The 23,513-nt window shown below is 73.3% G+C and carries 20 protein-coding genes; 11 read left to right on the plus strand and 9 right to left on the minus strand.

Features of this window, described 5'->3' with window-relative positions:
- Positions 1 to 47 precede the first annotated feature (47 nt).
- Genes ACPWUT_RS00850 through ACPWUT_RS00880 form a run of 7 tightly spaced genes read left to right on the plus strand, consistent with a single transcriptional unit; the run spans position 48 to position 8,911 of the window.
- On the plus strand, positions 48 to 1,019 hold the full coding sequence (locus ACPWUT_RS00850) for an AAA family ATPase (RefSeq protein WP_425839632.1): 972 nt from the start codon (positions 48 to 50) through the stop codon (positions 1,017 to 1,019).
- A complete protein-coding gene (locus tag ACPWUT_RS00855; protein ID WP_425839635.1) occupies positions 1,019 to 2,371 on the plus strand; it encodes a DUF58 domain-containing protein in 1,353 nt (450 codons plus the stop codon). The genes ACPWUT_RS00850 and ACPWUT_RS00855 overlap by 1 nt, the downstream gene beginning before the upstream one ends.
- Positions 2,368 to 4,632 carry a transglutaminase-like domain-containing protein gene (locus ACPWUT_RS00860; RefSeq protein ID WP_425839638.1) on the plus strand — a complete coding sequence of 755 codons (2,265 nt, stop codon included), beginning with the start codon at positions 2,368 to 2,370 and terminating at the stop codon, positions 4,630 to 4,632. Before ACPWUT_RS00855 ends, ACPWUT_RS00860 begins: the two co-directional genes overlap by 4 nt.
- Positions 4,629 to 5,060, plus strand: a complete 432-nt coding sequence (locus tag ACPWUT_RS00865) for an FHA domain-containing protein (protein ID WP_425839641.1) — start codon at positions 4,629 to 4,631, stop codon at positions 5,058 to 5,060. The genes ACPWUT_RS00860 and ACPWUT_RS00865 overlap by 4 nt, the downstream gene beginning before the upstream one ends.
- Positions 5,060 to 5,905 carry a PP2C family protein-serine/threonine phosphatase gene (locus tag ACPWUT_RS00870; RefSeq protein ID WP_284528599.1) on the plus strand — a complete coding sequence of 282 codons (846 nt, stop codon included), beginning with the start codon at positions 5,060 to 5,062 and terminating at the stop codon, positions 5,903 to 5,905. Before ACPWUT_RS00865 ends, ACPWUT_RS00870 begins: the two co-directional genes overlap by 1 nt.
- Entirely contained in the window at positions 5,898 to 7,229 is a 1,332-nt protein-coding gene (locus ACPWUT_RS00875) for an FHA domain-containing protein (protein ID WP_425839645.1), read from the plus strand. Before ACPWUT_RS00870 ends, ACPWUT_RS00875 begins: the two co-directional genes overlap by 8 nt.
- Entirely contained in the window at positions 7,226 to 8,911 is a 1,686-nt protein-coding gene (locus ACPWUT_RS00880) for a serine/threonine-protein kinase (RefSeq protein WP_425839648.1), read from the plus strand. Before ACPWUT_RS00875 ends, ACPWUT_RS00880 begins: the two co-directional genes overlap by 4 nt.
- 135 nt (positions 8,912 to 9,046) lie before the next feature.
- On the opposite strand, the gene ACPWUT_RS00885 is transcribed toward ACPWUT_RS00880, so the two are convergent.
- The 3 genes from ACPWUT_RS00885 to ACPWUT_RS00895 form a co-directional block, all read right to left on the minus strand.
- A complete protein-coding gene (locus ACPWUT_RS00885; protein WP_284528602.1) occupies positions 9,047 to 9,463 on the minus strand; it encodes a recombinase family protein in 417 nt (138 codons plus the stop codon).
- 89 nt (positions 9,464 to 9,552) lie between these two features.
- On the minus strand, positions 9,553 to 11,307 hold the full coding sequence (locus tag ACPWUT_RS00890) for a cation:proton antiporter (protein WP_284528603.1): 1,755 nt from the start codon (positions 11,305 to 11,307) through the stop codon (positions 9,553 to 9,555).
- Between the two features lie 26 nt (positions 11,308 to 11,333).
- Positions 11,334 to 12,347 (minus strand): malate dehydrogenase, encoded by a 1,014-nt coding sequence (locus ACPWUT_RS00895; protein ID WP_425839652.1) that lies wholly within the window; start codon positions 12,345 to 12,347, stop codon positions 11,334 to 11,336.
- A gap of 93 nt (positions 12,348 to 12,440) precedes the next feature.
- On the opposite strand from ACPWUT_RS00895, the gene ypfJ reads away from it, so the two are divergent.
- The 3 genes from ypfJ (at position 12,441) to ACPWUT_RS00910 (ending at position 16,189) form a co-directional block, all read left to right on the plus strand.
- Positions 12,441 to 13,307 (plus strand): KPN_02809 family neutral zinc metallopeptidase, encoded by an 867-nt coding sequence (gene ypfJ / locus ACPWUT_RS00900; RefSeq protein ID WP_284528605.1) that lies wholly within the window; start codon positions 12,441 to 12,443, stop codon positions 13,305 to 13,307.
- Positions 13,304 to 14,311 carry a prolyl aminopeptidase gene (gene pip / locus ACPWUT_RS00905; RefSeq protein WP_425839655.1) on the plus strand — a complete coding sequence of 336 codons (1,008 nt, stop codon included), beginning with the start codon at positions 13,304 to 13,306 and terminating at the stop codon, positions 14,309 to 14,311. The genes ypfJ and pip overlap by 4 nt, the downstream gene beginning before the upstream one ends.
- Positions 14,312 to 14,638: 327 nt before the next feature.
- Positions 14,639 to 16,189 (plus strand): DEAD/DEAH box helicase, encoded by a 1,551-nt coding sequence (locus ACPWUT_RS00910; protein ID WP_284528607.1) that lies wholly within the window; start codon positions 14,639 to 14,641, stop codon positions 16,187 to 16,189.
- A 206-nt stretch (positions 16,190 to 16,395) separates the two neighbouring features.
- Here ACPWUT_RS00910 and ACPWUT_RS00915 read toward each other — a convergent pair whose 3' ends face one another.
- From ACPWUT_RS00915 to ACPWUT_RS00930, 4 genes are all read right to left on the minus strand, one after another.
- On the minus strand, positions 16,396 to 18,141 hold the full coding sequence (locus ACPWUT_RS00915) for an aldehyde dehydrogenase family protein (protein ID WP_425839658.1): 1,746 nt from the start codon (positions 18,139 to 18,141) through the stop codon (positions 16,396 to 16,398).
- 56 nt (positions 18,142 to 18,197) lie between these two features.
- Entirely contained in the window at positions 18,198 to 19,673 is a 1,476-nt protein-coding gene (locus ACPWUT_RS00920) for an MFS transporter (RefSeq protein WP_425839661.1), read from the minus strand.
- 160 nt (positions 19,674 to 19,833) lie between these two features.
- Positions 19,834 to 21,084 carry a kynureninase gene (locus tag ACPWUT_RS00925; protein WP_425839664.1) on the minus strand — a complete coding sequence of 417 codons (1,251 nt, stop codon included), beginning with the start codon at positions 21,082 to 21,084 and terminating at the stop codon, positions 19,834 to 19,836.
- A 31-nt stretch (positions 21,085 to 21,115) separates the two neighbouring features.
- A complete protein-coding gene (locus ACPWUT_RS00930; protein WP_284528611.1) occupies positions 21,116 to 21,376 on the minus strand; it encodes a glutaredoxin family protein in 261 nt (86 codons plus the stop codon).
- Between the two features lie 136 nt (positions 21,377 to 21,512).
- Here ACPWUT_RS00930 and ACPWUT_RS00935 point away from each other — a divergent pair, with 136 nt between their 5' ends.
- Positions 21,513 to 22,667, plus strand: coding sequence for a glycosyltransferase (locus ACPWUT_RS00935; protein WP_284528814.1), 1,155 nt, complete (start codon positions 21,513 to 21,515; stop codon positions 22,665 to 22,667).
- On the opposite strand, the gene ACPWUT_RS00940 is transcribed toward ACPWUT_RS00935, so the two are convergent.
- A complete protein-coding gene (locus ACPWUT_RS00940; RefSeq protein ID WP_284528612.1) occupies positions 22,668 to 23,021 on the minus strand; it encodes a hypothetical protein in 354 nt (117 codons plus the stop codon).
- Between the two features lie 24 nt (positions 23,022 to 23,045).
- Complete coding sequence (locus tag ACPWUT_RS00945) at positions 23,046 to 23,507, minus strand: adenylyltransferase/cytidyltransferase family protein (RefSeq protein ID WP_284528613.1); 462 nt, start codon at positions 23,505 to 23,507, stop codon at positions 23,046 to 23,048.
- Positions 23,508 to 23,513: the final 6 nt, after the last annotated feature.

Below are 23,513 nucleotides of genomic sequence, written 5' to 3' on the forward strand. Positions count from 1 at the left end.
CGACGAACCGACGACACCGACGACACCGACGAGAAGGACGCAGACAGATGAGCATGACCCCCGAGCAGGCGGCCTGGTTCCGCGACACGTTCGTGCGACTGGTGGACAACGTCGACCAGGCCCTCATGGGCAAGCGCGAGGTGGTGGGGCTGGTCCTGTCCGCGATGCTCGCCGAGGGTCACGTGCTGCTCGAGGACGCCCCCGGCACCGGCAAGACCAGCCTGGCGAAGGCGCTGGCCGCGAGCGTGCAGGGCACGTCCAACCGCATCCAGTTCACGCCCGACCTGCTGCCCTCCGACGTCACCGGCGTGACGATCTACGACCAGCAGAACCACAAGTTCGAGTTCCACCGCGGACCCGTCTTCGCCTCGATCGTGCTCGCCGATGAGATCAACCGCGCCTCGCCGAAGACGCAGTCGGCGCTGCTGGAGGTCATGGAGGAGTCGCGGGTCACCGTCGACGGCGTCGCGCACGAGGTGGGTCGTCCGTTCCTGGTCATCGCGACCCAGAACCCCATCGAGCAGGCGGGGACGTACAAGCTGCCCGAGGCCCAGCTGGACCGCTTCATGGTCAAGACCTCGATCGGCTACCCGTCCCTGGCCGTCGCCGAGCGGATCCTCGCGGGGGCGGTGGACCGCAACCCCTCGGCGAGCCTGCGCCCCGTCATCACGACCAAGGCCGTCGCCGACATGGCCGATCTCGCCGCCACCGTCCACATCGACCCGGCGGTCGCCCGCTTCTCGGCGCAGCTGGTGGAGGCCACCCGGGCCGACGAGGGCGCGCGGCTGGGCGTCTCGGTGCGCGGATCGATCTCGATGATGCGCATCGCGAAGGTCTACGCGGCCGCCCAGGGCCGCCACTACGTGGTCCCCGACGACATCAAGGCGCTCGCGGTGCCCGTGTGGGCGCACCGCCTGGTGCTCGACGCCGAGGCGGAGTTCTCGGGCGTGACGGCGGATCGGATCGTCCAGAACGCGCTGGGCGCGGTCGAGGCGCCGCTGGCGAGGGCCACCGCCTGATGACGGTCACCCGGGACTCCGCCCTGCCGACGCGCGCCGCGCCTCGGCGGATCGGCGTGCCCGGAACGCCGCAGCCCCCCGCCCCGGCCGATGCGCCGGCGGCCACGACCTCCGTCACCGCCGAGCAGTCGCGCGCCGCCCGCTGGCGGGAGGATGCGCTCGTCTGGCTCGCCGTGGCGGGGCGTCACGGCGCGCGGGTCGCGGCCGTCGTGCGTCCGCTGGGCTGGGTGGCGCTCGCGCTGGCCGTCGTGCTCTGGTTCGCGGCGATCACCTACGGCTGGATCGAGGCGATGGTGGCCGCAGCGGTGGTGACCGCCGTCCTCGTGCTCAGCATCCCGTTCCTCTTCGGCCGCACCGCCTACGCTGTCGACCTCGACCTGACCCGCACCCGCGTGGTCGTCGGCGAGCGCGCCGTCGGCGCCCTCACCCTCACCAACGGCACCGGCCGTGCGCTGCTGCCGTCGGAGGTCGTGCTCCCCGTCGGCTCGGGCCGCGGCGTGTTCGACGTGCCGCGCCTGGCGGCGGGGGAGTCCCACGAGGAGCTGTTCGCCATCCCGACCTCCGCCCGCGGCGTGCTCGCGGTCGGACCGGTGAGCGTGCTGCGCGGCGACCCGCTGGGGATGTTCGAGCGCACGCACGACCGCCGGCAGGCGGTGGAGCTGTTCGTCCACCCGCGGACCACGTCCCTGGACGGGCTCTCCCTCGGGCAGATGCGCGACCTCGAGGGGCTGCCCGTCCAGCAGCTCGAGCGCGACGACGTCTCGTTCCACGCGCTGCGCGAGTACCAGCCGGGCGATGACCTGCGCCACGTGCACTGGAAGTCCACGGCGCGCACCGGCGACGTGATGGTGCGTCAGTACGAGCAGACGCGTCGGTCGCACTTCGTGGTCGGGCTCTCCAGCCACCCCGACGAGTACCGCGACCCCGAGGAGTTCGAGCTCGCGATCTCGGTGGCCGGCTCGGTGGGGCTGCGGGCGCTGCGCGATTCGCGCGTGCTCGACGCCCGCACGCAGCACGGGGCGCTGCGCGCCGACACGGGCCGGCGCTTCCTCGACGGCCTCGCGGCGCTCGAGCCGTCGCGACCGCGCGACGGCGGCGTGGTCGCCCTTGCCGGTGCGATGGCCGTCGGCGCGCCCCAGGCCGCCGTCGCCGTGCTCGTCTGCGGATCGGCCGTGGACGCCGCCGACCTCCGGCTCGCCTGCTCCCGCCTGCCCTATGGCGTGCGGGTGCTCGCGGTGATCGCGGACGCGCGGGCCGACGCGCCGTCCCTGCGCCGCGTGGGCGACGCCGACGTCGTCACGCTCGGCGCGCTCGACCAGCTGGGCCGCGCCGTCCGGAAGGTGCTGTCGTGAACCGTCCGATCGTGCGCCTCGGGATCGACCTGGCCGCCGTGGCCGCGCTGCTGGCTGTCGCCGTGATCGGGTTCGGACCGACCTTCGACGGGCCGCAGTACCTCGTCGCCGGCTTCGGGGCGATCGTCGTGGGCCTCGCGATCGCCTGGCTGGGGCAGTGGCGCCGCTGGGGCGTGCTGCCGGTGGCCGGCGTCACCCTGGCCGTGTACTTCCTGCTCGGCGGCGCCCTCGCGCTGCCGCACACCGCGTTCCTCGGGGTGATCCCGACGATCGAGACGTGGCGGCAGCTCGCCCTGGGCACCGTCACCTCGTTCAAGACCCTGCTGACCACGGTGCCGCCGGTGGCCGCCTCGGACGGCCACCTCATCGTCCCGTTCCTGCTCACCCTCGTGGCCGCCGTCCTCGCCGGGTCGCTGGCGCTGCGCGTGCGTCCCGCCGCGTGGGCGCTGCTTCCCGCCCTCGCGCTGACCGCGCTCCAGATCCTCCTCGGGGCCTCCCAGCCGGCCGCGCCGCTCGTGCAGGGTCTCGTGTTCGCGGCGATCGCGGTGGTGTGGCTCGCGCTGCGGCAGACGTGGGACGCCGACTCGGCCGCCCAGCGCATCGACAACCCCGCGGCGACCCCGTCGCGCCCGCTCCGCGCGCGCCGGCTGATCGCCGGAGGCGCCGTGCTCGCGATCGCCGCGGGCGTCGGCATCGGCACCGCCGCCTTCGCGACCCCGCCTGCGCAGCGCTACATCCTCCGCGACTTCGTCGTGCCGCCGTTCGACATCCACCAGTACCCGAGCCCGCTGCAGTCCTGGCGCGGGATCATCCGCGACGACGCGGACTCGACGCTGTTCACGGTGGGCGGTCTTCCCGACGAGGCCCGTGTGCGGCTGGCGACGATGGACGCCTACAACGGCATCGTCTACAACGTCTCCGACGACGGGGCGGGCTCCTCGAGCGCGTTCACGCCGGTCCGCTCGAACATGTCGCCGACGGCGACGGGCACCGAGACCACGGTGCGCATCGACATCGCCGACTACCGCGGCGTCTGGCTGCCCGATGTCGGCGCGGTCACCGAGATCGCCTTCGACGGCGACCGCGCGGGCGAGCTGCGTCGCAGCGCCCACTTCAACGACGCGACCGGCACCGGCATCGTGACCGCGGGTCTCACCGGCGGCGACGCCTACACGCTCCAGACGCGGGTGTCGGAGGTGCCGAGCGACAGCGCGCTCGCCGATGCGCAGTTCGCGCCGCTCACGATGCCCAAGCAGGAGGGCGTGCCGGAGTCGCTCTCCAAGCTGGCGGCCGAGAACCTCGGCGACGCGGAGACGCCGATCGAGCGCGTGCGTGCGCTGCAGGACTGGCTGAGCACCGACGGCTACTTCAGCCACGGTCTCGCCGACGACGTCTACTCGCCGTCCGGTCACGGCGCGGCGCGGATCTCGATGCTCTTCGGCAACGAGCAGATGATCGGCGACGACGAGCAGTACGCGGTCGCGATGGCCCTTCTCGCCCGGCAGCTGGGCATCCCCGCCCGTGTCGTCATGGGCTGGTATCCCGACGAGGACGAGGCCGATGCCGGCGTGTTCACCGCGACCGGCGACAACCTCCACGCCTGGGTCGAGGTCGCCTTCGACGGATTCGGCTGGGTGCCGTTCGATCCGACCCCCGACGAGGACAACGAGCCCAACGACCAGAACACGAAGCCGCAGGCAAACCCCAAGCCGCAGGTGCTGCAGCCGCCGCCGCCCGCGCAGGAGCCCGCCGACCTGCCGCCGACCATCGCCGACGACCGCGAGCAGGACGACGACAAGGAGCCGGGTGTCGACTGGCTCGGCCCGATCCTCCTCTACGGCGGGATCGGCCTCGGCCTCGCTGCCCTGATGATGGCGCCGTTCATCGTGCTCGGCCTCATCAAGGGCGCCCGCCGCGCGCGACGCCGCGCAGCGGAGCGGACCGCGGACCGCATCTCGGGCGGGTGGGACGAGCTGGTCGACAACGCCGTGGACCTGCGGACGCCGGTCGTCCCGGGGGCCACGCGCGCCGAGAGCGCGCAGATCGTCGTCACCCGCTTCGACGAGCCGCGCGTCGCCACCCTCGCCACCTGGGCGGACGCCGACGTCTACGGCCCCGGCGACCCGTCGCCGGAGGAGGTCGACGCGTTCTGGGCGCAGGTCGACGAGCTCGTCGGGGGCATGCGCCAGCAGACGCCGTGGTGGCGGCGCCTCGGAGCGCGCCTCAGCCTGCGCTCGCTGCGACGGGGTCGGCGGTCGTGACCGCCGTGCTGCCCTCCGACACCCGCCCCCGGGACGCGGTGCTGCGGGAGCTGCGCGGCGGCGACACGGTCGCCGACGTCATCGGCGGCGTGCCCGCGTTCGGACCTCGCGCCCTGGCGACGCTGGTGTGGGACGACGGCGTCCGTCACGCGGTGCGCACCCCCACGATCTTCGGGCGCAACCCGGGCGCGGTGCCGGGGTGGCAGGTGGCCGCCGTCCGGGACGAGACGCTGTCGCTGTCGCGCACGCACTTCGCGATCGGCGGTACCCTCGGCACCGTATGGATCGCCGACACGGGCTCGTTGAACGGCACCGACATCGTGCGGGACGGCGAGCAGCACCGCGTCGCCCCGGGCGAGCGGTGGATGCTGCGTGCAGGTGACATCCTGGAGGTCGGCGATCGTCGGGTGAGCATCGAGGGGGTGTGATGGCGGAGTCTCCCATCACGGTGCTCGTCGGCGCCGCCACCCACGCGGGCCTGCGGCGCGCGGTCAACGAGGATTCCCACCTCGCCGAGGCGCCGCTGTTCCTCGTCGCCGACGGGATGGGCGGGCACGACGCCGGGGCGGCTGCCAGCGCGCTGGTCGTCGAGGAGTTCGGCCGGCTCGCCGGGGCGACGAGCCTCGGCATCCAGGACATGCGCGAGGCGCTGCGGCGGGCGCGCACCCGCGTGCACGCCCTCGAGGCGGGCCAGCGCGCGGCGGGCACGACGCTCAGCGGCGTCGTGATCGCCGACGTGGGCGGCGTGGGCTACTGGCTCACGGTCAACGTCGGCGACTCCCGCACCTACCGGTACTCCGGCGGGGTCCTGGAGCAGATCAGCGTCGATCACTCCGTCGTGCAGGAGCTCATCGACGCCGGCGAGCTCGCCGCGGCCGATGCCGTCCACGACCGCCGGCGCAACGAGATCACCCGGGCGATCGGGGCGGGAAGCGATGGCGAGCCCGACTTCTGGCTCGTCCCGGCCGAGCCCGGCGACCGTATGCTCGTCTGCTCGGACGGGCTTTCGGGCGAGCTCGACGGCGAGCGGCTGCGCCGGGTGCTCGCCGAGACCGCCGATCCGCAGGAGGCCGCGACGCGTCTGGTCCACGAGGCGATGGTGCGCGGCGGGCGCGACAACATCACGGTCGTGGTCGTGGACGCCGTGACCGTCCGCGGGCACGACGAGGTCCCGGTCGACACCGCGCAGGCCGCGGCGCGCGACGAGGAGATCGACAGCGACACCCGGCCCAGCGGCCGGTCGCAGGGTTCGGGGAGGACCGATCATGGCTGAGGTCAGGTACGTTCCGGCGGCGGGGAGCGAGGGATGGCGTGCCGCCGTGTCGGCGCAGGCCATCGCGGTGCTCTCGCCGGCGGTCACGCCGCAGACCGCCGAGGCCGTGTGGCGGCGTCTCGACGGCGGCGGCATCGGCGCACTGGTGGAGGCCCTCACGGGCGCCTTCGGCACGTCGCTGACGGCGATCCCGCCCTTCGCGCTCGTCGTGGTGGAGGACGACGGGGTGCGCGTGGCCGTGCGCGGTCCGCTCGCTGTGGTGATCGAGAGCGGGTCGGGTGCGACCGAGGTGTCGGGACGCGGGGTGGCCACCTGGGCCGAGCGTCTCGTCCCGCGTCCGCATCGTGTGACGGTCGCGCCGGGGGTTCCGGACGGCGCGGACGGTGCCGGCGACGTCGACGACGCGCTGTCCCTGCCGATCGCCTCCGGCGTCGTCCCCGTGGACGGCATCGTGCTGACGATCGGCGTCCCGCGCGCGGCGGCGTCCCCGTCGGCCGCCGCTGCGGATCCGGCCGTCGTCGACGAGCCCGCTGTCGCCGCCGAGCCCGCTCCGCTCCCGGAGCCGTCGGGGCCCTTCGCCCCGTTCGCCGCGCAGCCCTCCGACCCGGCTCCCGCGGAGCCGGTCGTGCCCGCCGAGGCCCCGCCGGCGGCGCCGGCCGAGACGGAGACCACGGCCGCGGGCGAGCCCTCGGGCGCCGACACGTGGATCCCGTCCCTCACACAGCTCCCTGCCGACGACGTGCCGGCCGACGACAGCACGATCGCCACGCCGCGCCGCGGCGGAGCGGATGTGGCGGCGACGGTCGTGCGCGACGCCGTCTCGGTCGATGCGGCCGGCACGCCCCCGGCCGGCGATCACGACGGCGCCACCATCTCGGTCGCCGAGGCGCGCCGGCTCCGCGCCGCGCAGTCCCCGTTCGAGCCGGCACCGGCGGGCGCGAACCCGTTCGAGCCGGTGGGCGACGTCCCGCCGCGGTCCCCTGCGCGCGGCCGGGTGCGGCTGTCCACGGGGCGCGTGGTCGAGCTCGAGCATCCGGTGGTCATCGGCCGCCGCCCCCGCTCCACGCGCGCCTCGAGCACGGAGCTGCCGACGCTCATCGCCGTGGAGAGTCCCGAGGGCGACATCTCCCGCAGCCACATCGAGATCCGTGCGGAGGGCGAGCACGTGCTGGTCACCGACCTCGCGACCACCAACGGCACGGTCCTGCTGCGCGGCGGTCAGGATCCGGTGCGGCTGCACCCGAACGAGCCGACCATGGTCGTCACCGGCGACGTGCTCGACCTGGGCGACGGCGTCACCGTGACCTTCGAGGATCTTCCGTGAGCTCCAAGCGCACGCCCGCCCCGCCGCCGCAGCTGCCCGGGTTCACCTTCCTCGAGGTGCTCGGATCCGGCGGCTTCGCCGACGTCTACCTCTTCGAGCAGCATCTGCCCCGGCGCAAGATCGCCGTCAAGGTGCTGCTCCCCGAGAAGATGGCCGGCGCCTCCACCGAGCAGTTCACTGCCGAGGCCAACGTCATGGCGCTGCTGTCGACGCATCCGGCGATCGTCACGATCTATCAGGCGGGGGTCTCCGACGACCACCGGCCCTACCTCGCCATGGAGTACTGCCCGAAGCCGAACCTGCAGGTCCGGTCGCGGGCGGCCGCCCTCTCGGTGGCCGAGGCGCTGCGCATCGGCATCCAGGTGGCGGCTGCCGTCGAGACCGCGCACCGGGCCGGGATCCTCCACCGCGACATCAAGCCCGCGAACATTCTCGTGACGGAATACAACCGTCCGGCTCTGACGGACTTCGGCATCGCGACCACCGCGGGCAGCGTCGACCCGTCCTCGGGCATGTCGATCCCGTGGTCGCCGCCCGAGTCCTTCGCCGACGTCCCCGAGTTCGGCGTGCGGTCGGACGTCTGGGCCCTCGGGGCGACGCTGTTCACCCTGCTCGCCGGGCGGTCGCCGTTCGAGGTGCCGGGCGGCCGCAACGGCGGCGCCGAGCTGATCCAGCGGATCGAGGGACAGTCGCTCGCCCGGCTGGAGCGCGCCGACGCGCCCGAGTCGCTGCAGCTCGTGCTCGAGCGCTCGATGTCCAAGCGACCCGCCGATCGCTACGAGAGCGCGGTCGCGTTCGCCCGTGCGCTGCAGAAGGTCCAGATCGAGCTCGCGCACTCGGTGACGCCGATCGACATCCTCGACGACTCCCCGGACGCCGACGACGAGGACGACGACGACGGCGAGCTCACCCGGGTCCGCGGGATCGTGAGCATCGACCCGCAGACCACTCCGGCCGCGGGCCGCACCCGCGAGCGCATGGTGGACTTCGCCCCGCCGGCCGCGGGGACCAGCGCGGGGACCACCGCCACATCCCCCGACGAGACCGTCGCCCGCGTGGCGGTGCCGCGGTACGTCGAGCCCGATGTGGCCGCCACCGTCGTGCGGTCCTCGCCGCCCGCGATCGGCGCACCGCCGGTCGGGCCGGCACCGGTGGCCCCGGCGCCTACCGGCTCTGCTCCTGGCGGGGCGGCAGCGACCGCGGCCTTCGCCCCTCTCACCGCAGGTCCCGCGACCCCGGCCGCGCCGTCACCGGCGGAAGCGGGCACTCCCCGCTCCCGCGCCGGGCTCTGGATCGGGCTGGCCGCCGGTGCCACCGCGCTGGCGGTCGCCGGCGTCGTCGCCGGGGCGAGCCTGCTCGCCCCGCAGGCCGCGCCGACCCCGACGACTCCCGCCGTGGTCGACCCGCAGGATCCCGTCGACGGGTACGTGCCCCCGGTGGCCGACCTCACCGGCACCGTCGAGGGCGACCGGGCGGTCTTCACGTGGACCAACCCCGAACCGGCGGAGGGCGACGGCTACGTCTGGTACCCGTACACGCTGGAGGGCGAGGGGGAGCAGGGTCTCGTGGACACCGAGACCGTGTCGCTTCCCGTCGACGCGTCGGGTCGCACCTGCATCGCCGTCTCGCTCCGGCGCGAGGACGGCACGACCGGCGACGAGCTGCGCGCCTGCACCCCCTGACGGCTCCGTCCGCCGCAGCCGAGCCGACAAGTTCCTCCCCAAACCACACGCTTCAGCCGGTTCGCCGCGTGTCGGTTCGCGCGGAGCGTGTCGGTTCGGCGGGCGTCGTCGCAGCGCCGAGGTCGACGGGTCGGGTCAGCTCCGGCCGTGGCCGAGCACCTTCACGATCACGCCGCGGCGGCGGAGCTCGGTGAAGGTCCGCGTCTCCTCGTCGACGTCGCGGCCCAGCGCGTGCTTGTCGGCCACCACCACGACGTCACCGGACTCCAGACGGCCGAACAGGCGTGTGAGACGCTCCGACCAGCTCTCCCCGGTCTCGGGCGCGGGATGGCGGAAGCCCTCGATGGGAACGCCGAACTGGGCGAGCGCGTCGCGCTGCGCGATGACGCTGGGAAGGTCGTCGCGGGCGACGACGAGGCCGACCAGGCGCGATCCGGCGGGGCGGGCGGCCCACCAGTCGGCTCCGGAGATGATCACCGGCACCGCCTCGGTGGTCGCCGGCAGCGACACGGACTCGGCGTAGTCGGCGGGGGCGCGGTCAGCGGTGGACATCGACGCTCCTTTCGGCGGTGGGCTCCATCCTCGCAGGTCTCGCGCACATCCTCGTGCCCGCGTTCTCGCCGGGTATCCCCGCCGCCGGCTCAGTCGCCGTCGCGCAGGCGCAGCTCCAGGCTCAGCTGGTCGGCATCGAGCTCGGCGAGCGTGTGACGCAGCGAGCGCGTGCTGAACGCGCCTCCCGAGCTGAGCGCGGTGAGGCGCACCCGCATCGCCTCGATGAGCGCCAGCCGCAATTCCAGCATGTCGGCCATCAGCGCGCTGGACTCCTCCGAGGGCGGCTGGGCGTAGCGCCTGCCGACCTTCTCGATGAGCGACGGATCGAACGCCGAGCCGTCGCGGCGGCGCAGGGCCGGATCCTGCAGGGCCGCGGCGGCGGCCTCCCGCAGCTCGGCGTCGATCCGGTCCTGCTCCGCCGCGTCCATCGGGCCGTCGCCGGGCTTCTCGAGCCGGACGAGACGCACGACCCACGGCAGGGTGAACCCCTGCAGCATGAGGCTGACGAGGGCGACGACGAAAGCGATGTAGACGAGCTCGGGCCGCGTGTCGACGCTCTGCGGGATGGTCTGGGCGGCGGCCAGGGTGACGACGCCGCGCATGCCCGCCCACACGATCACGGTGCCGTGCTTCCACCCGAGCGGCGACGCCTGGTAGTAGTCGAAGTCGGCCAGGGCGCGCGAGACGCGCTCGCGCATGGAGTCCAGGCGCCGCTGCCGCCGCTCCGGCGACGACGGACGTCCCCGGCGCTGCGCTCTGCCGTCCTGTCCACGGCGCTCCGGCCACCCGTTCGCCTCGATCTGGTCGAGACGGGCGTCCATCGCCTCGAACTGCGTGCGGCTCATGCGCCGCGCGCGGCCGCGGCCCGCCCACAGCAGGAACGACACGTAGGCGGCGCGCACGAGCAGCACGATGAGCAGTGCGGCGAGCGCGACGAGCGTGGGCAGCGCGATGCCCTCGTGGCGGCTGATGACGTCGGTCACGATCTGCTTGAGCTCGAGGCCCATGATCAGGAAGATGGCGCCCTCGAGCACGAGCTCGACGGTGCGCCAGTTGACCTCGTCCGACAGACGCTGCTCGGGGGTGAACCACCTCTGCGCCCCCTGTCCCGCCACGATGCCCGCGACGACCGAGGCGACGAGGCCGGAGCCGCCCAGATGCTCGGTGGGAAGATACGCCAGGAACGGCACGGTGAAGCCGATGGCGGTGCTGGCGGCGGAGTTGCCGACCCAGGACCGCAGCCGCATGGCGAGGAGGCCGATGAGACCCCCGACGACCGCGGCCACCACGACCCCCCACGCGAAGCTCCCGACGGCGGAGCCGACCGAGAACGAGCCGGCGGCGACGGCGAGCAGCGCGGTGCGCAGGAGCACGAGCGCGGTGGCGTCGTTGAGCAGGCTCTCGCCCTCGAGCATGGTCGTCACGCGGGGGGAGATCCCGAGGCGCTTGGCGATGCCGGTCGCCACGGCGTCGGTGGGGCTCAGGATCGCGCCGAGGGCGACGCCGAGGGCGAATCCCACCCCGGGCAGCACCATCGAGAAGAACCACCCCAGCACCAGGGCGGTGATGACGACCAGCACGATCGCGAGCCCCGCGATGGGGGTGAAGTCGCGCCGGAACTCGATCGCGGGGAGGCGCACCGCCGACGCGTACAGGAGCGGGGGCAGCACGCCGACCAGGATCAGCTCGGGATCGATCTCGGGGACGTCGACGAAGGGCAGCAGCCCGACGGCCAGCCCGAGCGCCACCAGCAGGAGCGCGCCGGCGACACCGAGCTTCTGCGCGAGGGCGGTGACCACCGAGACGGCGACCACGCCGATCAGGATGACGAGCAGCAACTCCACAGCGCGAGACTACCCGCGCGCGGCGGTCAGATCACGCCGAGGGCGCGCACCGCATCGCGCTCGGCGACGAGCTCCGCCACCGACGCGTCGAGTCGCCGCCGGCCCCGCTCGTCGAGCTCCAGGCCCTCGATCACCCGGTAGCCGTCGCCGTCACTGGTCACGGGGAAGGAGCACACGAGCCCTTCCGGCACGTCGTACTCGCCGTGCGAGACGAGCGCGGCGGAGGTCCACTCCGTGCCGTGCACGGCGTCGCGGACGTGGGAGATCGCGGCGTTCGCGGCCGACGCGGCCGAGGAGGACCCGCGCACCCGGATGATCTCCGCGCCGCGCTGGGCCACGCGCGGGATGAACACGTCGTCCAGCCACGCGCGCGCCGCGTCCGCGCCGCCGAGGCGCTCGGCGAGGGCGTCGGGCACGGGACGCCCCGCGACGGTCGCATGCGCGACGTCGGGGAACTGCGTGGCGGAGTGGTTGCCCCAGATCGTGACCCCGTGGATGTCGGCGACGGGAGCGTCGAGGGCGACGGCGAGCTGGGCGAGCGCCCGGTCGTGATCGAGCCGCGTGAGGGCCGCGAAGCGCTCGGCGGGGATGTCGGGGGCCGACGCCGCCGCGATCAGCGCGTTGGTGTTCGCCGGGTTGCCGACCACGAGCACCTGCACGTCGTCGGCGGCCACGGCGTTCAGCGCGGCCCCCTGCGGTCCGAAGATGCCGGCGTTGGCGGCGAGGAGGTCGCCCCGCTCCATGCCCGCCGTGCGCGGACGCGCACCCACCAGCAGGGCGATGCTCGCGCCCTCGAACGCCGTGCGCGGGTCGTCGGTGACGTCCACGCCGCGCAGCAGCGGGAAGGCGCCGTCCTGCAGCTCCAGCGCGGTCCCCTCGGCCGAGGCCAGGCCCTGCGGGATCTCGAGGAGGCGCAGGCGCACCGGCCTGTCGGGTCCGAGCATCGCCCCTGACGCGATGCGGAAGAGGAGGGCGTAGCCGATCTGACCGCCTGCGCCCGTGACGGTGACGGTGGTCGTCGAGCCGGTCGTGGCATCCATGATGCGAGCCTATGCCCGCGCCCGCGCGTGTGTCTCCTGCGCTGTGCGGACCCCCGGTCCCGCGACGGGGACCTGGGCGGTACGGTGAACGGCATGACGTTCAACAGCAACGCGCAGGTCGGTCAGACCACCGCGCGGCGACGGGGCGGCGGCGCGATGGTCGCCGGAGGCGCGGGCGTGGCGGGCCTCGGCGGCATCGCCCTGCTGCTGCTGAGCCTGTTCACCGGCAACGACCTCACCGGGCTCCTGGGCGGCGGGGGCTCCGCCGCACCGGGCACCGAGACCGTCATCGAGGACTGCGACACCGGCGCCGACGCCAACGAGAACGACGACTGCCGGCTGGTCTTCGGCCAGGCGGCGCTCGACACGTACTGGGAGGGGCAGGTCGACGGCTACCGCGCGCCGCAGCTGATCGTCGTCGACCAGCAGACCTCGACGGCGTGCGGCACCGCCTCGAACGCGACCGGCCCCTTCTACTGCCCGCCGGAAGAGACCATCTACGTCGATCCGACCTTCTTCGGCATCCTGCGCGAGCAGTTCGGGGCGCAGGCCGGCTCCCTCGCGCAGCTCTACGTGCTGGCCCACGAGTACGGCCACCACATCCAGCAGCTGATCGGCGTCTTCGACCAGTACCCGAGCAACGGCTCCGGCCCGACGAGCAACGGGGTCCGCACCGAGCTGCAGGCGGACTGCTTCGCCGGGGCGTGGGTCGCGGCGATGGAGGACCAGAAGGACGAGAACGGCGTGCCGTATCTGAAGCCGGCGACCGATGCCGAGCTCCGCGACGCGCTGAATGCCGCGGCGACCGTCGGCGACGACCACATCCAGGAGCAGTCGGGCGGTCAGGTGAACCCCGAGAGCTGGACCCACGGGTCCAGCGAGCAGCGGCAGCGCTGGTTCACGAACGGCTACCGGGGCGGGCTGGAGCAGTGCGACACGTTCTCGGGGGACGACCTGTGAGCGACCCCGCCGAGGCGGCTCACGCCGGTCCGCCGCACCTCGACGGCATCCTCTATCCGCCGCTGCGGCCCTACGAGACGGGTGAGCTGCTGGTCGGCGACGGCCAGCGCGTGTACTGGGAGCAGTCCGGCAACCCCGAGGGCAAGCCGGTCGTGTTCCTGCACGGGGGTCCCGGGGCGGGCACCTCGCCGTGGCACCGGCGCTTCTTCGACCCGGACCGCTACCGGATCATCCTGTTCGACCAGCGCGGCTGCGGCCGCAGCACCCCCCACGCGAGCGCGCCCGACGCCGACCTCCGCTTCAACACGACCTGGCATCTGGTCGCCGACATGGAGCTCCTCCGCCGCAACCTCGGCATCGAGCGGTGGCAGGTGTTCGGCGGATCGTGGGGGAGCGCGCTGGCCCTCGCCTACGCGCAGGCCCACCCGGAGGCCGTCAGCGAGCTCGTGCTCCGCGGGATCTTCACTCTGCGGCGCCACGAGCTGGAGTGGTTCTACGAGGGCGGCGCCTCGGCGCTCTTCCCCGATCTGTGGGAGGCGTTCATCGCGCCGATCCCGCCGCTCGAGCGCTCCCGGCTGATCGAGGCGTACCACCGGCGGCTGACCGATCCCGATCCGGCGGTGCACGAGCCGGCCGGAGTCGCCTGGACCACCTGGGAGGCGTCGACCCTGACGCTGTACCCCGATCCGGATCTCGTGGCGTCGATGGCGGAGCCCGCGGCCGCTGTGGCGTTCGCCCGCATCGAGAACCACTACTTCGTCCACGAGGGGTGGTTCCGCGAGGGACAGCTCATCGACGACGCCGGACGCATCCGCCACATCCCCGCCGTCATCGTGCAGGGCCGCTACGACGTCTGCACCCCGATGATGACGGCGTGGGACCTCCACCGCGCCTGGCCCGAGGCCGAGCTGGTCGTCGTGCCGGACGCGTCGCACTCGGCGACCGAGCCCGGCATCGCCGCGGCGCTGCGGGCCGCGACCGACCGCTTCGCCGCCGGCGACTGACGGACCCTGCGTCTCGTCTCGTCTGCGTTTCGTCTCGTCTGCGTTTCGTCTCGTCGCTACGCTCCTCGCTCAACGACCTCGGAGTGCCGGTCGTTGAGCGAGCGCAGCGAGACGAGACGCCCGTGCCCCGTCGTCCGCTAGACTGGAGGAACTTGCAGCGCCGATCGTGGCGCTTCTCGCGTCGTAGAACGCTTCCCTCGCCGCCGGTCCCGTACCGAAGCCGGCCGACATTCTTCGTACGGCGAACCCGTTCGTGCAGCCGCACGACGGGCCACCGACCGGGCGCCTCCCCCTGACCACAGGACCCGTGCGCTCAGAAACCACTCCATGACTGACACTTCCTTCCGCACGCTCGGCGTGCCCGCCCCCCTGCTCGAGGTCCTGAAGGCCGAGGGCAAGACCGAGGCCTTCCCGATTCAGGTCGACACGCTCCCCGACACGCTCGGTGGACGCGACGTCCTCGGACGCGGCAAGACCGGCTCGGGCAAGACGCTCGCCTTCTCGATCCCGATGGCCGCCCGGCTCGGCGGCGCGCTCGCCGGCGGCGCTCGCCGTCGCGGCCGGATCCTCGGCCTCGTGCTCGCTCCCACCCGTGAGCTCGCCACGCAGATCAACGCCACGCTCGCCCCGCTCGCGGCCGCGTACGGCCTGAAGACGACGACCATCTTCGGCGGCGTCAACCAGAGCCGTCAGGTCGCAGCGCTCCAGGCCGGCGTCGACATCGTCGTGGCCTGCCCGGGCCGCCTCGAGGACCTGCTCCAGCAGCGTCACCTCACCCTCGACTCGGTCGAGATCACCGTCATCGACGAGGCCGACCACATGGCCGACCTCGGCTTCCTGCCGGCGGTCACGCGCATCCTCGACAAGACGCCGCGCGACGGTCAGCGGATGCTGTTCAGCGCCACGCTGGACAACGGCGTCGACAAGCTCGTCAACCGCTTCCTGCAGAACGAGGTGCTGCACTCGGTCGACGAGGCCAACTCGCCCGTCGCCGCGATGACGCACCACGTGTTCCACGTGGAGGGCGCCGACGCCAAGAAGGAGCTCGTCCGCACGCTCGCCTCGGGCACCGGCCGCCGCATCCTCTTCATGCGCACCAAGCACCACGCCAAGAAGCTCGCGCAGCAGCTGACGGCGCAGGGCATCCCCTCCGTCGACCTCCACGGCAACCTCTCGCAGCCGCAGCGCGACCGCAACCTCGCGGCGTTCTCGTCGGGCGACGCGAAGGTTCTCGTCGCCACCGACGTCGCCGCCCGCGGCGTGCACGTGGACGACGTCGAGCTCGTCATCCACGTCGACCCGCCCATGGAGCACAAGGCGTACCTCCACCGCTCGGGCCGCACCGCGCGTGCCGGCGCCGAGGGCTCGGTGGTCACGCTCGTGCTGCCCGGCCAGGAGAAGGACGTGAAGGACCTCCTGCGCAAGGCGGCGATCACGGTCACGCCGATCCGGGTCACCGCCGAGTCGGCCGAGGTGGCCGAGCTCGTCGGCGAGGTCGCGCCCTACGTCACCCCCGCGCCGAAGGTCGCCCCGCAGCGCGGCGGCGGACGCAGCCAGGGAGCCAACGCCCAGCGCAAGCGCGCGGCGCGCGACGGCCAGGGCCAGTCGGGCCAGGGCCAGTCCGGCCAGGGTCAGTCCGGCCAGGGTCGTCCGCGGCGGGATCGCGGCGGACGCCCCGCCGGCGGCCAGGCGGCGGCGCACACCGACCGCGCTCCCCGTCAGTCCGATCGGTCGCACGCCTCGGCCCGTCCGGCGCAGCAGCCGGCCGCCTCGGGCAACGCCCGCACCGCGGGACGCCGCGCCAGCCAGCAGGGCGGCAAGCTGACGGTCGGCTCGGTCGTCCGTCAGAACGGCGGCAACCGCCGCGGCGGCCACTGACCCCGGCGGGTCACGCATCCCGTCTCCGCGTTTCGTCTCTGCGTTTCGTCTCTGCGTTTCGTCTCGCTCCGCTCGCTCAACGACCGGTGTCATCCTCCCGGTCGTTGAGCGAGGAGCGCAGCGACGAGTCGAAACGCAGAGGAGCGCAGCGACGAGTCGAAACGCAGAGGAGCGCAGCGACGAGTCGAAACGCCGTCGCCGGCGGGTCAGGCCCGGAACGCGCGCAGCAGGGTGACGGCCATCTTCGCCCAGTCGCCGTCGATCCGGAACCGCGTGAAGCCCTCGCTCACCGCCGCGCCCGTGCGCGACGTGACGAACCACGGCGGCTTCGGCAGCACCGACAGTCCGCCCCGCAGCCGCTGCGCCCGCGCGGTCGACAGCGAACGCGGGAAGGGACGGAACGGCCCCCGCACGACCGTGCGCTCCACGCGATCGAGCAGGAACGCGTTGTGGACCACGCCGATGCCGCTCGGCGCGTCATCGACCGTGCCACCGGGGAACGCGCCCCACGTGGCGGTCGGGGTGAGGAAACCGAACGCGGTCCACGCGTTGATCGCCACGGTCCCGTAGCGCAGATCCGCCATCGCCCGCTCGAAGCCGTCGCCCAGGGCACGCTGCGTGACGGGATCGACGAGCACGTTGGCGCCGAGCGTCCCCATGAGGCGCTCGTTGGCGTGCGCGACGGCGGCGTCGACGAAGTCCTGCCCGAGCCCCGCCACCGAGACCACCCCGAGCACCGGGGCGAAGTACTCGGTCTGCTCGACCGCGGCCGCCTCGGCGGCGTCCGCGACCACGAGCGCCCGGGTGCCGTCACCGCACCACGCGGCGTCCGGATACGCCGCGCGGGCAGCGTCCATCCTCGCCTCGCTGCCCGGGTACCAGACCGTCCGCTGCGGGGCCCGGTCGTACGCGGTGCGCAGCTCACGGAGGAACGCGTCCCGCTGCGACCAGTCGGAGCTCACGATCACGACCTGTCCGGCGATGCAGTTGTGGCCCGCGTTCTGCAGGCGCATCGTCACGACGTGCTCCGCCTGGAAGCGCAGGTCGGCGTCGGACCAGTCGCCGGGCACGACGATGATCGGCGACACCCCGCCGAGCTCGGCGGTGATCGGCACGGTCAGTCCCGGGACGATCGCGCGGAAGGTCGCCTCCGAGCCGGTGACGTGCACGTGATCGATCGACGGATGCCGGGTCAGGTAGGCGCCGACGTCGCCGCCGCCGCGGACGATCCGCAGGAAGCCCGGCTCGATGAGCGGGGCGAGAGCGCGCTCGAACACCGGCACGAGCGCGTCCTGCGTGGGGTTCACCTTCAGGATCGCCGTGCGGTTGGCCGAGAGCAGCTCGTAGAGCACGTCGAGGAAGGGGATCGAGCTGACGTTCCCGGCGCCGAGCACCACGCCCACCCCGCCAGGCTCCTCGGGATGCCGCTGCGCGAGGCCGGCCGACCCCCGGGCGTCGGCGACCGACGTCCCGGGCTCCAGCCACACCTCGGTGGAGTAGCCCGACAGCAGGAGCCGGTCGGTCGCCGTCAGCGGCGAGGTGCGGACGGCCACGCGGCCGCCCGGGGCGCGACGGATCGCGGCACGGGCGATCGGGCTCTCTCCCCGGGCCAGTGCCCCCACCGTGTCGGCGTAGGCGTCGAGGGCGACCAGGGCGGCGTAGGGCCCCGAGAGCCATTCCTCGCCGCGCAGGGGGTGGCCGGGCCCGAGTCCCTTGGAGGTCGCCGCGACATCGGCCCACTCGTCGGCGACGGTGGCGACCGACGCCCGGATGCGCTGCAGCAGCGTGCGCCGCTGCCCGAGCGTCAGCAGCGCCCAGGTGCGCCCGCCGGCCGCGACCGCGGCGATCGCGAGGTCGAGCCCGGCCCGCACATCCTCGGCGAGTCCGTGGTCCGACGGCGATGTGGGCGTGGGCGGCGTCGTCGCGGGCGTGGACTTCGCGGGCGTGGTCACGGCGCACTCCTTCGGGGCGGAGACCCCAGCATACGGCGACGGCGCGGCATCCGGTCTCAGGGGGTCCGCGACTCGATGTCGCCGCGTCGCAGCCGGTAGCCGCCGAGCGTCACCAGGCTTGCCGCGACGAGCACCGCGGGTACGACGCTGAAGCTCAGGACGATGCCGGCGATCGCGCTGTCGGGCTGAGTCGCGGCGGCGCCGGCCATCCGCTCGACGTAGCCGGTGGAGGCCAGCACGACGGCCAGCGCCGTCGCGCCCAGCGCGAAGCCCGTGGTCTCGCCGGCGGTCCAGACGCCGCCGAAGGCGCCGGCCCGCCCGGGTCCGTGACGGGCCGCGTCGTGCGCGATGACGTCGGGGAGCATCGCCATCGGAAGGGACTGCATGCCGGCGTAGGCGATCCCCGCGAGGGCGACCGAGCCGTACAGCCACGGTCCCGGTGCCCACAGCGCGCCGACCGTCGTGAGGGCGGCGACGGCGAAGACGACGCTCGCCCCGGCGAACGCCCGCTCCTTGCCGATGCGGCGCGCGAGCACACCCCAGGCCGGCGCGGCGAGGAGCGCGGGGGCGATGAGGGCGACGAAGAGGAGCGTCACGGCATCCTCCGACCTCAGCACCCAGGTGGCCAGGTACTGCGCCCCGGCGAGCATGAGGCCCGTGGCGAGCGCCTGCAGGACGAAGGTGGCCAGCAGCGCGCGGAACGGGCGGCTGCGGCGCAGCGCCTCGCCGGCGGCGCGGAAGTTGTCGCGCGCCCCGCCCCCGGGGGTCGAGGCATCGGCCCCGAGCCGGCGCGGCGCCTCTTCGCCGACGCTGGTCGCGATGAGCTCGGCGGCCTCGGCCGCGCTCGTGCCGGCGGCTGCCATCGCCGATCGCGTGCGCGAGGTGCGCGCCGCGACGCCCGTCGCGATGAGCATGCCGAGTCCGATCACGACGCCGGCGACGATGCCCATCAGGAGGTAGCCCGTCGTCGGATCCCCGGTCAGGCGCCGCAGGACGGGCCCACCGGCCCCGAAGAGCAGGATCGCGACGGTGAGCACCACGACGCGCCAGGTGAGGAGCCGGGTGCGCGCGTCGTAGCCGTCGGTGAGCTCGGCGGGCAGGGCGATGTAGGGAACCTGGAACAGGCTGAACGCCGTCGCCGTCGCCATGAACGACAGCAGGACCCACACGGCGCCGGCCGCCGGGGCCAGTCCGGGCGGCACGGCGAAGGTCAGGGCGAACAGGACGGGGAGGGCGAGCGCTCCCACGAGCATGAGGCGACGCCGCGTGCCGTGGCGCGCCAGGTCGGTGTCGCTCCAGGCGCCGACGACGGGGTCGATGATGACGTCCCACACCTTGGCGGCCGTCACGATCACACCCGCCAGCAGCGCCGTCACGCCCAGGCTGTCGGTCAGGTAGTACGTCAGCACGAGGCCCGGCAGTGTGGCGAACCCGCCGGTGCCGATCGAGCCGAGCGCGTAGCGGGCGATCGTCGCGCGTCCGAGATCGGGCGAAGTCGGGCGGGGGGAGGCCGGGGGAGCAGCGTCGCTCATGGCGTCAGCCTAGAGGGCGCGGCGGGCGGGACGGCGATCCTGGAGGGCGAGGCCGCCGCCTCGGCGGGCGTGCGCCGCCGGCTCCTCCCCAGGTGAGGTCGCCGGGGCGTCATCCACGCGAGGGCCGTCGACCGGGTCTTCGCCGGTGCCGGCCTCGTGTTCACGCCCGCCCGGTGACGGTGTCCCAGGCATCGGCGACGGCGCGCATGCCCGTGACGACTTCGGTGAAGGAGGTGCTCAGCGGCGACAGGCCGATGCGCAGGCCGCCGGGATCGCGGTAGTCGGGCACCACGTCCTGGCGCCACAGGAGCGCGGTGACCTCCCGCATCGCGGGATGCTGGAGCGTGAGGTGTCCACCCCGCTCCGCGGCCTCACGCGGCGAGGCGACCGTCACCCCGCGCCCGGCGAGCAGCTCGTCCGCAGCCCGCAGCGCGAAGCCGGTGAGCGCGATCGACTTCTCGCGGATCGCGTCGATGCCCGCCTCCGCGATCATCTCCAGGGTGTCGCGCATCGCCAGCATCCCGACGATCGGCGGCGTGCCGGAGAGGAACCGCCTCATGCCCTGCGCGGGGACGTACTCCGGTCCCATGGCGAAGACGTCGGCCGCGCCCATCCAGCCCTGGATCGGCTGCGCCAGCGCCTCCTGGTGGCGCTCCGCCACATACGCGAACGCGGGCGAGCCCGGCCCGCCGTTGAGGTACTTGTAGGTGCAGCCCACGGCCACGTCGGCGCCCCACTCGTCGAGATGCACCGGCACGGAGCCCGCGGAATGACACAGGTCCCAGAGGATGAGCGCGCCGGCGTCGCGGGCGATGCGCGTGAGCGTCGCCGCGTCGGCCAGATGACCCGACCGGTAGGCGACGTGCGAGAGCAGCACGACCGCGGTGCGAGGCCCGACGGCGCCGCGCAGCAGATCGGGCGTGACCCCGGCGGAGAGGTCGACGTCGACCCATCGGACCGTTCGGCCGCGCTCCGCGGCGATCCCCTCGACGAGGTAGCGGTCGGTCGGGAAGTTGTCGCGATCGACCACGATCTCCACGCGTGCGGGATCGATCGAATGCTGCGCATCGAACGCGGCCCGCAGGAGCTTGTAGAGCAGCACCGTCGTCGAGTCGCCGACCACGGTCTGACCCGCCGCGGCGCCGAGCGCGATCCGCCCGATCTCATCGCCGATCGCGAAGGGCAGCTCCATCCACCCCTCGTCCCAGCCGCGGATCAGCCGCCCGCCCCACTCGTCGTCGACGAAGCGCGCCAGCCGGTCGGCCGTGGCCCGGGGAGGGCGCCCCAGGGAGTTGCCGTCGAAGTACACCAGCGGCGCCGCGGACGCCACGAAGCGATCGCGGAACCCGCCGAGCGGGTCGGCGGCATCGAGGGCGGCGGCCTCGGCGGTCAGCGTCGCGGCGGTCTTCACGCCGTCAGCCTAGAGGCCGGTCCGGGCGGGATCAGATGAGGGCGAGCTCGCGGAGCTTCGCGGCCACGTCGTCGTTGGTCGGCTCGACGTGGTGGGTCGCGTCGGGGTAGACGACCACCGGGATGTTCATCCGTCCCGAGATCTCGCGCGCCACCTCGGCAGCGGCGGGCTCCGCCTCGAGGTCGACATAGGTGTACGAGACACCGAGATCATCCAGCTGCGCCTTCGTGCGGCGGCAGTCACGGCACCAGTCGGCGCCGAACATCGTGAGGGTCTTGTCGTGCGAAGTCATCCCTCCATTCTCCCCGCTGTGCACAGGGTCGGGCGCGTTCGCCCGTCGTTCAGGTCGACGTGCGACGATAGACGGCACTGCATGTCGGCGCGGCCGCGGCAGCTCGACCGTTCCAGCACGACCACGGGGGAAAGCCATCGACCTGTCGATCATCGTGCCGACCTACAACGAAGCTCCGAACGTCGCGGAGCTGGTCCGTCGCGTCGCCGTCGCCGTCGAGCGCCTGGACGCGGTGCGCGACGCCGAGATCATCTTCGTCGACGACAGCACCGACGACACCCCCGACGTGATCCGCGAAGTTGCCGCCACCTCCTCCCTCCCGGTCCGTCTCATCCACCGCACCGTCCACACGGGCGGACTCGGCGGCGCGGTCATCGAGGGGATGCGCGCGGCCGCCTCGGACTCGTGCCTCGTGATGGACGGCGACCTGCAGCATCCGCCCGAGGAGATCCCCGCGCTCGTCGAGCGCTTCGGCGCCGGCGACGTCGACGTCGTCGTCGCCTCGCGCTACGCCGGCGGCGGCACCGCCCACGGGCTCGCCGACCGCACCCGGGTGCTGGTGTCCAAGGTCTCCACCGCGATCACCAAGTCGATGTTCCCCGTGCGGCTGCGCGACATCACCGACCCGATGACGGGGTTCTTCCTCATCTCGCGCTCGGCGATCGACCTCGACGGGCTTCGCCCGCGCGGCTTCAAGATCCTGCTCGAGATCCTCGTCCGCCGCGCCTACCGCGTCGCGGAGATCCCGTTCCACTTCGCCGACCGGCACGCCGGCGAGTCGAAGGCGTCGGTGCGCCAGGGAGTGCATTTCCTCACCCAGCTGACGGCGCTGCGCTTCGGGAAGATGTCCCTGTTCGCCGTCATCGGCGGACTCGGGGCGGTCGCCAACATCCTCATCGTCTGGGCGCTCACCCAGTGGGGCGTCGACTACATCGTCGCGGCGATCATCGCGGCCGAGGCCACGATCATCGGCAACTTCCTGCTCATCGAGCGGTTCGTCTTCTCCGACATGCGCGGCCAGGCCTCGGGGGTGTGGTCCCGGTTCGCGAAGTCGTTCGCCTTCAACAACGCCGAGGCGGTCATCCGCATCCCGATCGTCGCGCTCATGGTCGAGTCGGGACACATCTCCGCCGTCGTCGCCACCGCCATCACGCTCGTCGTGGCGTTCGTCGTGCGCTTCGTGTTCCACTCGCTCGTGGTCTACGCACCGCGCAAGGCGGGGCCGACGACCCCCGTGCGCGCCACGATGGAGAAGCTCGACGAGCAGGCGATGCAGCCGGGCGAGCTCTGATCAGGACGCCGTCGCGTCGGTCGCGGCGACGGCGCGCTTGACCCGCAGGGCCCGCCCCGAGATCGAGACCACACGGAAGACCGCGGCCTCCAGGGGCGTGTCGATGTCGAGGGGGTGGATGGACACCTCGATCTCGTTGCCGTCGAGGAGGAAGATCCCGCGGTGGGGCGCGAACGTCACCACCGAGTAGGTGCGGGTGCGGGCGCGACCCCGAGGGTCGTCGTCGGCGCCGGCGAGCGCGGCACGCAGCGCATCGTCGTCTTCGACCACGTCGGCCGCGCGGCGCGTGACCGGGAGAAGGGCGATGACCTGCCCGATGAAGAGCTCTTCACCGGGCAGGTCTGTGGCCATCATGCAGGCCGCTCGTCGACTCGGCCGTCAGGCCGAGGCCGCACGTTCGTCGTAGTCGTGCAGCGTCTCGGCCGTGACGACCTCGAGAGCGCGCCGCAGCTGCGAGCTGGACGTGTGGGCCGTGTACGGGAAGTACACGACCTCGACCCCCACCTCTGCGAACTCGCGCTCCAGACGCAGCCCCTTCTCGGTGCCACGCCAGTCGTCGCCCTTGAAGAAGTGCGTGAAGCCGACCTGACGCCAGACGTCGAGCTTGTCGGGCACGTCTTCGACGTGGACGTGATCGACGTAGCGGACCGAACGGACGATCTCCGCCCGCTCGGACGTCGGGATGAACGGCTGGACGCCCTTCACCTCGCGCAGCATCTCGTCGCTCACGACACCGGCGATCAGCAGATCGCACTGCTCCTTCGCATGGCGAAGGATATTGAGGTGCCCGACGTGGAACAGATCGAACGCCCCAGCGGCATAACCAATGCGTGTAGCCATGACTTC

The sequence above is a fragment of the Microbacterium sp. PA5 genome (assembly GCF_049860775.1).
Taxonomy (GTDB): domain Bacteria; phylum Actinomycetota; class Actinomycetes; order Actinomycetales; family Microbacteriaceae; genus Microbacterium.